Here is a 9,464-nt window from a genome sequence, read left to right on the forward strand (position 1 = left end):
GCTCAGTTAATTCATTATGGAGCTTGGTGTTGCTGAGAAATCTGTCCGCACGTTTTATTTTATGCTTTACATTTGAGCGACCTTCTAAATTACGCCCAATAGTGGTCAGGCTAAGTTCATTTCCTCGAATAAGGGCATTGCTACAATCGAACAATGATTTAACTCGAGCCTGATTAAAGTTCTTTAGAGATTTAGAAAGTGTTTTGTGGCAAAATTTTGTTATAAGCATGGCATCTTGAGTTGTGTTTTTTTGTTTTTTGGCGATTACATAAGATCACAACTCGCCATGCTTGTCTATTTTTTGGGGATTCGTCAGTGCGAAGGCAGGAATCTAAACCCTGCATCATGCACAAGAGCGAGATCCCGGATAAATACGACGTATTTTCCGGGATGGCCGATATAAAGCGAATGGCGTTTTCAACTCTCAACATTTCTAAACTATAGTTGATTTGTTAGTTGGCAAAAAAGTTAGTTGGCAAAAAAGTTGCTCAGCGAAAGGAGTCGCCTGAATGAATCAAGAAGCCTTGCTCTCTCGTTTTAATGAATTACCATGTATTGAAAGCATCCAGCAAGAGTTACTGAATATGGTCAACGGCGACAACCTCAATTTCAGCGAGTTGTCGCGCAAGATGTCGATGGATCAAGTGCTCAGTGCCCGTGTGCTGCGCATGGCAAACTCAGCCCAGTTCGGTGGCGTACACGGCGTATCCACCATTAACGAAGCGATCATCCGTGTCGGTAGCGGTGCAGTACGTACACTGGTCTCTTCCTCCGTTGTGTCTGGGATTTTCCCTAAACTCGCCACCCTCAATATCAAAGATTACTGGGCGAATACTTTCGAAATCGCCATCATTGCCAGTAAGCTCGCCAGAGCCGCGCGTTTAGACCCCAACGAAGCCTTTACCACCGGAGTGCTACACAATATTGGCGAGCTCATGATTCACGCCTTAGAGCCGGATATGGCTGCGCAAATTAAATACCGCGTTGATCATGGTGAGGAACTGATTGCGGTGCAAAAAGAGCTGCTCGATACCGATGCTCAGGAACTAGGGGCAAGGCTGGCACGCGAGTGGCAGTTCCCGTCGGATATGGCGGATGCCATCGAAAATGTCAACCATCCGGGAAGGGCGACAGAAGCGAAACGATTAGCTTGTGTGCTGTTTTTAGCGCGCGAAATCCATAAACGCTGGGATTCATTGTTCGATGAACGAGAAAAGCGTGCGTTTCTTACTCGTCATCCCGCCACTAAGGTTCTGACTCTGTCGCCGGATGTGTATGTGGAAATAGACAGCGTTCGCGGGCAAGGCGTGGAACTGGCTCATCAGTTGTTTTAGTTTATCAATGGTTTTAGTTTCTGCTGTCATTCCTGCCTTTCGTGCGAAGGCAGGAATCTGAATCGCAACCATACGCATAAAAGCCAGATCCCGGATAAATACTGAGTATTTTACGGGATGACGGCTGTGGGGGCTTGCGTATTTTCCGGGATAATGACGAAAAATTAAAATCTCGGTTTATACTCTTCCTACTTGAAGCTGCAGCGGTGTTGACTGCGCTCGCTCACCCCAATCACATAGCTTATCTATGCTCATGAGGATTCGCTCACTTGCCGCCTACCTGCAACTTCAAGTAGTTTGAGTATAGAGGTTAACTCAAACCTGATGCTGTTTTAGCGGTCGAGAAAACTTCAACTGTTGCACAACAAGACCAATAATGATCAACACGAGGCCAATCAAGGTCGAAGGATGAATCTCCTCACCAATAATCGTTGCCAGCAGTATCAGAGAGATAAACGGAGAGGCAAAGATCAGGTTACTGATGCGTGCGGTATTGTGGGTGTTCTTCAGTGCGCTCAGCCAAAGCACGAAGGTAATGCCCATTTCAAATAGCCCGACGTAAGTCACGGCTGCCCAACCTTTAACGGTAATTTGGCTCCATGGCGCGCTTTCGTAAACATTCAAACCAATGGCAAACGGAATTGCGACAAGAAAACCCAGCAACACACCGACAACTGGCTCTGCTTGGTTCTTGGTGTTGAGTATCCAATACCCTGCCCACAGCAAAGTGGAAAGCAGCGCTAACCCAACACCCAACGGGCTGTCGAATGTCAGACCGAGAATATCGCCTTTGGTGGCGATCACAATCACGCCTAAGTAACTGAGGACACAGGCGAGCCAGTCTTGCTTTCTGATCGTTTGCCCCAAGAAAACCGCCGCCATCAAGGTTAAAGTGATTGCCCAGCTATAATTAATCGACTGAGCTTGCGAAGCGGGAAGTAAGGCATACGCTTTAAATAAAATCAGATAGTAAGCCAAAGGGTTAATTAGCCCTAGCAGTAGGTAATACCAAGGATTGGCAAAAAAGGTGCTGGCGATCAGATTTAACTGACCTCGCAGAGCACAAATAATGAATAAAGCCAGTGCAGAGACAATACTTGCGATAGTGAGCATCTGAATTGGCGAGAACTCTGCCAAGGTGAGTTTGAAAGCTGTAGCAACGGTGGACCAAAACAGAACTGCGGACAGTCCTAGCCCTAATGCGCGACGCTCGTTCATTGGTTTTCCCTAACTTTATTGGATGTTGTTTGGATTTGACGTGATTTATGATTATCTGGCTAGTCTAACGTTGGAATAAATACGCTACAAACTGGACATTTATCCAGTATAGAAATACCATTTTTGTCAACAGAGTGAAGTCACGACTAGACGAAGTAAACCTTTATGATGCAATGGATTATTAACAACATACTGCTTTGGGCTCCTGCACTTGCCAGTGCGATTATCTTTGGCAGCGTTATTGGGCTTTGGGTTAAGCAAAAAATGCAGGTCAGAACCCAACTGCTTGATCAACAAATTATTAATGATGCTCGCTGGTATCAACAGCAGATCGAGCAGCTTAAGGTTTCCCTGAACAACAGTTTAGGAGAGTTGGAAGAGCTCGATCAAGAACGTGATAAAGCCGAGTACGAACTCAAGCAACTGCACGGCAAACTGATGGCAGCGATGGAAAAGCTCCGCTATTTCGATGCGCTAAAGGCTGAGCGAGAGCAACATAACCAAGAACTGAGCCACTTACGTGAGCAAAAGGCACAACTGGATGTTCAATTGCGTGAGCAAGAAGTACGTCATCAACAGCAGTTAGAATCCAGTGCCGAGAAATTGCGTCTGCTGGAAACCGCTGAAGAGCGCCTCAAACAACAATTTGAACATCTCGCGCACCAGGTCTTCGAAGACAAAGCTGCAAAAGTGGATCAGCAAAACAAACAAAGCCTTGATGGCTTGCTCAGTCCGCTTAAAGAGCAGTTAGAAGGTTTCCGCAAACAGGTCAATGACAACTTTAATAGTGAAGCCAAAGAACGTCATACTTTAGTTCACGAGCTGCGCAATTTGCAAAACCTCAATGAGCAGATGGCGAAAGAGGCGCTCAACCTTACTCAGGCGCTAAAAGGTGACAACAAGCAGCAAGGTAACTGGGGCGAGGTGGTACTGGCTCGGGTATTGGCGGAATCGGGTCTGCGTGAAGGCCATGAGTACGAAACTCAGGTCAGTTTGCAAAATGACATGGGCAAACGTTATCAGCCGGATGTGATTGTTCATCTGCCACAAGATAAACAAGTGGTGGTGGACTCAAAAATGACGCTGGTGGCGTATGAACGCTACTTCCATGCGGAAAGCAACGAAGAGCGCGATATCGCACTGCGCGACCACTTGCTTGCATTGCGTAACCACATCAAAGGATTGAGTCAAAAAGACTATCATCAACTGCGGGGTATTGAGAGCCTCGATTATGTGCTGATGTTTATTCCGGTCGAGCCCGCATTTCAAGTCGCGATTCAGGCGGACCCGAGCTTGGTGAAAGATGCGATGGAGCAAAACATTATTCTGGTCAGTCCAACCACCTTGCTGGTAGCACTGCGCACCATTGATAACCTATGGCGTAATGATCGCCAGAACCAGAATGCGCGCTTAATTGCCGAGCGAGCCAGTAAGCTTTATGACAAGTTACGCCTGTTTGTCGATGATATGGAAGGATTGGGGTCTGCGTTAGACAAAGCCAACCAAAATTATCAGGGCGCGATGAATAAGCTTGTCACTGGCCGTGGCAATGCCATCAGTCAGGCGGAAAGCTTTAAGCAGCTTGGGGTTGAAGTGAAACGCTCTATCCATTCTCAGTGGGCGGAGAAGGCACAAATTGGCGAAGATTATGAAAATGCCCCTTTAGTAGAAAGACATCAGGGTGAGGATAAAGTAAACTGACTGTCTACAGCAGGTTAGGATAGTAACGATGACGGACAGTAGCGTGCAAACGAATACAGCAATGACAGAACAAGAAACAACGCATTTCGGTTTCGAAACCGTTCGTAAAGAAGAAAAAGCCACCAAAGTCGCGCAGGTGTTTCACTCAGTCGCCGCGAAATATGACATCATGAATGACTTAATGTCAGGTGGTGTTCATCGTCTATGGAAGCGTTTTACCATTGATTGCTCAGGTGCGCGTCCGGGGCAAAAAATTCTCGACCTTGGTGGCGGCACTGGTGACCTGGCTGCCAAGTTCTCGCGTATCGTTGGCGATAAAGGCCACGTTATTCTGGCAGACATCAATAACTCAATGCTCAATGTAGGCCGCGACAAACTGCGTGACCGCGGCATTGTCGGCAACATTGATTTTGTGCAAGCGAACGCTGAAGAGCTGCCGTTTCCAGATAACCATTTTGACTGCATTACTATCAGCTTCTGTCTGCGTAACGTCACCGACAAAGATAAAGCACTGCGTTCAATGTATCGCGTTCTGAAACCGGGTGGTCGCCTGTTAGTGCTTGAGTTTTCTAAGCCAATTTTAGATCCGCTGTCAAAAATTTATGACGCATACTCGTTCCATATTTTGCCAAAAATGGGTGAGCTGATTGCCAACGATGCAGACAGTTACCGTTATTTAGCCGAATCAATTCGTATGCACCCAGATCAGGAAACCTTAAAAGGTATGATGGTTGAAGCCGGCTTCGAGCAAGCAAGCTACTACAACCTGACCGGTGGTATTGTCGCACTGCACCGCGGTTACAAATTCTAGGGACCGCTTATGCCGTTTGCACCTCTTGTCACTGCGGTGATTGAAACCTCTCTGAACACACTGATTAAAGACGATCCTAACCTGAAGCGTCGTCTTGCCCGCCTTAAAGGACAAGTGATTCAGATCCATCTCAAAGAGCTGAATAAGACGCTAACCTTTGTCTTTAGCCAACAGATTGACGTGTTGGCCAATTATGAAGGCAAACCCGATTGCTACTTGTCATTGCATCTGGCGGTACTGCCAGAACTGCGTGAACAAGCTAATATCACTCAACTCATCAAGCAAGATAAGTTAGTGTTGGAAGGTGACATTCAGTTGGCACAAAAGTTTTCGCAATTGATGACAGACTGCAAGCCAGATATTGAAGAGTGGTTATCACGTGCCACCGGTGATATTGTGGCTCACACTGTGGTTCAGGGGGCGAAAAACGTCGGCTCTTTGCTGACTTCTCAGTTTAATAAGCATCAGAACCATCTGGCGCAAGTGTTGACCGAAGAGTGGCGCATTGCGCCCGCTCCGTTAGAAATCGCCTATTTCTGTGACCAAGTGGATGAAGTGAAAAGCCACGCTGCGCGCTTAGAAGCTAAGCTATCGGCTCTGGGAGAGAAAGTCGCTCTTGGTGAGAAAAAGGCTTTGGGTGAAAAAATGACGCTGGGAAACGCTGAGGTTGCCAAATAACCTATGACGCCTTCAGAACTTAAGCGCCTATACCGAATTATCAAAGTTCAGCTCGAATACGGGCTGGATGAGTTCCTTCCTGAGCATCAACTGACCAAAGTGCCGCGTCTGCTCCGCAAATCCCTGTTTTGGCTGCGTAATCAACATAGCGATAAACCACTGGGTGAACGTCTGCGCCTTGCACTGCAAGAGCTAGGTCCGGTGTGGATTAAATTCGGCCAGATGATGTCGACTCGTCGTGATCTGTTCCCGCCACATATCGCCGATCAGCTTGCACTGTTGCAAGATAAAGTCGCGCCATTTGATGGTAAACTCGCCAAGCAGCAGATGGAAAAAGCACTCGGTGGCCGCTTAGAAACCTGGTTTGACGATTTTGCTATCGAACCGCTGGCGTCAGCTTCGATTGCTCAGGTGCATACCGCCAAATTGAAAGAGAATGGGCGTGAGATCGTTTTAAAAGTGATTCGCCCTGATATTCGTCCTGTGATTGATGCCGATCTTAAGCTGATGTACCGCATGGCGCGTATCGTTGCCAAAGCGACGCCAGAGACGAAGCGTCTTAAACCGGTCGAAGTGGTAGCCGAATACGAAAAAACACTGATTGATGAATTAGACTTGCGCCGCGAAGCGGCGAATGCGATTCGTCTGCGTCGTAACTTCGAAGGCAGTGAAGAACTTTACGTTCCTGAAATTATTAGTGATTTGAGTAATGAAACTGTCATGGTTTCTGAGCGAATATACGGCATTCAGGTTTCGGATGTCGAACGTCTGCAAGCTAACGACACCAATATGAAGCTGCTGGCTGAACGTGGCGTGAGTGTCTTTTTCACTCAGGTATTTCGTGACAGCTTCTTCCATGCGGACATGCATCCGGGCAACGTGTTTGTCAATCCTGATCATCCAGAAAATCCGCAGTGGATTGGTTTAGACTGTGGCATTGTTGGTACACTCAACAGCGAAGATAAACGTTATTTGGCGGAAAACTTCCTGGCTTTTTTTAACCGGGACTACCGCAAAGTCGCTGAGCTGCATGTGGATTCCGGCTGGGTTCCTCATGACACCAATATTGATGAATTTGAAGTGGCGATTCGTATTGTCTGTGAGCCTATCTTTGCTAAACCGCTGTGTGAAATTTCCTTTGGTCACGTGCTGTTGAACCTGTTCAATACTGCACGCCGTTTTAATATGGAAGTACAGCCGCAGTTGGTTTTGCTGCAAAAAACGCTGCTTTATGTCGAAGGATTGGGACGCCAGCTTTATCCACAGCTTGATCTGTGGCAAACGGCGAAACCCTTCCTCGAAAAATGGATGATGCAGCAAGTGGGGCCTCAGGCGGTGATTAATGCCGTCAAAGAGCGCGCGCCATTTTGGGCAGAAAAATTGCCAGAGCTACCTGAGCTGCTTTACGATAGCTTGCGTCAAGGTAAAGTGATGAATCAACGGATTGAAAAGCTTTATCAAGGGTACAAAGAAACCAAGCGCCAGCAGGCAACGGGCAAGTTTTTATTTGGTATTGGCGCCACATTAGTCGTATGCTCGGCAATACTGGTCGCCAGTCACTTAGAACAGCTAGCGGTGGGCAGTGCGATTGCAGGCTTCACATTTTGGCTGTTTAGTTGGCGAGCTTATCGTCAATAGACGTTAAACTCTCGAAATCATTATTAGCAAATAACCCCGAGGTAGAAATAATGGGTGGTATCAGTATTTGGCAACTTCTTATCATTGCTGTGATCGTAATTCTGTTGTTTGGTACAAAGAAATTACGTGGTATCGGTGGTGATCTTGGTGGGGCAGTAAAAGGTTTCAAAAAGGCGATGGCTGAAGAAGACAAGCCAGAAGAGAAAGACGCTGACTTTGAACCAAAGAACCTGGAGCAACAGAAAACTGCGGCTTCAACGGAAACTCAAAAAGACAAAGAGCAGGCGTAAAGAGTGTTCGATATCGGTTTTTGGGAGCTGGTATTAATCTCTGTTGTTGCTTTAGTGGTATTGGGTCCTGAACGTTTGCCACATGCTATTCGTAGCGTGACCAAGTTTATTGGTGCAGCGAAAAGCATGGCAAACAGTGTGAAAGATGAACTGGCTCATGAGCTGAAAGTGCAAGAGTTACAAGAAAACTTGCGCAAAGCTGAGCAAATGGGCATGAAAAATCTTTCTCCTGAGTTGCAAGAATCCGTCAACAAACTAAAGCAAGCGGCGCAAGATGTTCAGCGTCCTTATGCTGCATCGAACTATACGCAAACAGCGGATAACTCAGCCGCAACAGTCGCAGAGAAGGTAGATATTCAAGAGACTAATGATGTTTCTGAAGCTATCCATGTTACTGCGCAAGCTCAGCCTCTGCCAACTGAGGAAGAGCCTAAATCGGCAGACAACAAAGCCGAGTAAACGATCAAGTGAAGAGCCCCATGGCTCTTCACTTTCTGTTATATGAACTCAGTTATACTAATTGCACTATTAAACCGTTCAGTCTTAGGCAATGAGCACCGAACGCAAACACGCATCAATTCGTCCATGAAGCTCCGCCGAGCCATTCATGGCTCGGAGAGTTTGCTTATCGGCACTCGATGTCTACTTGATCAGGAAATTAAGGTAATTGGTATTATGAGCAGTCACATGAGGTTCCAATGTCTTCTGTCGAACAGACACAGCCTTTAATTAGCCACCTTCTCGAGCTACGTAATCGCTTATTGCATAGTATTGCGGGCGTATTGGTTGTGTTTCTCGCTTTGATCTATTTCTCTGGTGAAATTTACGAGTTTGTCTCCAAACCTCTGGTGGAACGATTGCCGGAAGGTGCGACGATGATCGCAACTGACGTTGCATCGCCGTTTTTTACACCGCTCAAGCTGACGCTGATTGTCGCGGTGTTTTTATCCGTGCCTTATATCCTGTATCAGGTCTGGGCGTTTGTCGCTCCGGGCTTATATAAACACGAGCGCCGCTTAATTTTTCCTATGCTGTTTTCCAGCTCGCTACTGTTTTACTGTGGTGTTGCCTTCGCCTATTTCGTGGTGTTCCCGCTAGTGTTTGGTTTCTTTACCGCGATTGCACTCGGTGGGGTGGAAATCGCCACCGATATCGCCAGCTATCTCGATTTCGTCTTGGCATTGTTCTTAGCCTTTGGTATTGCGTTTGAAGTGCCGGTTGCTATTTGTTTGTTATGCTGGACAGGGGCAACCACACCTAAGTCACTGGCAACCAAGCGCCCTTACATCATCGTTGGTGCGTTTATTGTTGGTATGTTGCTGACACCGCCAGACATGATTTCGCAGACTCTGTTGGCCATTCCAATGTGTTTGCTGTTTGAAATTGGGCTGATTTTCGCTCGTTTCTATACCAAGAAAGAGACGGATGAAGAGCAAGTGGAAGAGTAGGTTTCAATCCTACCTTTCGCTTCAATCCTGTCTCCCGTTTCAATCCTGTCTCCCGTTTCAATTCTACCTTCCGAGTCATTCCTGCCTCCCGCGTCATTCCTGCCTTCGCACAATGCTGATCGTTTAAAGAAAATATAACTACTTGAACGATCTTGCAGTTCAAGCAAACTAACTCTTCGTAACTGAGGAGTTAGTATGTTTGCCAATGAATTAGATGACCTTTCTACTTGCTATCCACTGAACACTGAATATCTTGAAGTCCTTAATGCACAATTGCCTATTGAATGGGTGAACGACGCGTTAAACCTAACAACACATGCAACGGTTCGTCGCCGTAAAATCTTAC

8 protein-coding genes and 1 pseudogene are annotated in these 9,464 nt (G+C 46.7%); 8 read left to right on the forward strand and 1 reads right to left on the reverse strand.

The window, feature by feature from the left end; all coding sequences use genetic code 11:
• Positions 1-509: 509 nt before the first annotated feature.
• On the forward strand, positions 510-1,334 hold the full coding sequence (locus ACK5MF_RS18665; RefSeq protein ID WP_416924027.1) for an HDOD domain-containing protein: 825 nt from the start codon (positions 510-512) through the stop codon (positions 1,332-1,334).
• Between the two features lie 315 nt (positions 1,335-1,649).
• Here ACK5MF_RS18665 and ACK5MF_RS18670 read toward each other — a convergent pair whose 3' ends face one another.
• A complete protein-coding gene (locus ACK5MF_RS18670; protein WP_416924028.1) occupies positions 1,650-2,552 on the reverse strand; it encodes a DMT family transporter in 903 nt (300 codons plus the stop codon).
• Between the two features lie 168 nt (positions 2,553-2,720).
• Between ACK5MF_RS18670 and rmuC the strand changes: the two genes are divergently transcribed.
• From rmuC to tatC, 7 genes and pseudogenes are all read left to right on the forward strand, one after another.
• The gene (rmuC, locus tag ACK5MF_RS18675) at positions 2,721-4,253 is read left to right on the forward strand and encodes a DNA recombination protein RmuC (RefSeq protein WP_416924034.1); all 1,533 of its coding nucleotides are present in this window, start codon (positions 2,721-2,723) and stop codon (positions 4,251-4,253) included.
• 28 nt (positions 4,254-4,281) lie between these two features.
• Positions 4,282-5,064: a bifunctional demethylmenaquinone methyltransferase/2-methoxy-6-polyprenyl-1,4-benzoquinol methylase UbiE gene (gene ubiE / locus ACK5MF_RS18680; protein WP_416924029.1), complete on the forward strand. Its 783-nt coding sequence runs from the start codon at positions 4,282-4,284 to the stop codon at positions 5,062-5,064.
• Between the two features lie 9 nt (positions 5,065-5,073).
• Positions 5,074-5,742 (forward strand): ubiquinone biosynthesis accessory factor UbiJ, encoded by a 669-nt coding sequence (locus ACK5MF_RS18685; protein WP_416924030.1) that lies wholly within the window; start codon positions 5,074-5,076, stop codon positions 5,740-5,742.
• A gap of 3 nt (positions 5,743-5,745) precedes the next feature.
• Positions 5,746-7,380, forward strand: a complete 1,635-nt coding sequence (gene ubiB, locus ACK5MF_RS18690; RefSeq protein ID WP_416924031.1) for a ubiquinone biosynthesis regulatory protein kinase UbiB — start codon at positions 5,746-5,748, stop codon at positions 7,378-7,380.
• Positions 7,381-7,430: 50 nt separating this feature from the next.
• On the forward strand, positions 7,431-7,670 hold the full coding sequence (gene tatA, locus ACK5MF_RS18695) for a Sec-independent protein translocase subunit TatA (protein ID WP_416924032.1): 240 nt from the start codon (positions 7,431-7,433) through the stop codon (positions 7,668-7,670).
• A 3-nt stretch (positions 7,671-7,673) separates the two neighbouring features.
• Positions 7,674-8,006, forward strand: a pseudogene (tatB, locus tag ACK5MF_RS18700) (Sec-independent protein translocase protein TatB); the annotation flags it as partial.
• Between the two features lie 362 nt (positions 8,007-8,368).
• On the forward strand, positions 8,369-9,118 hold the full coding sequence (gene tatC / locus ACK5MF_RS18705) for a twin-arginine translocase subunit TatC (protein WP_416924033.1): 750 nt from the start codon (positions 8,369-8,371) through the stop codon (positions 9,116-9,118).
• Positions 9,119-9,464 lie beyond the last annotated feature (346 nt).

The organism is Vibrio sp. (genome assembly GCF_047973365.1).
Taxonomy (GTDB): Bacteria; Pseudomonadota; Gammaproteobacteria; order Enterobacterales; family Vibrionaceae; genus Vibrio.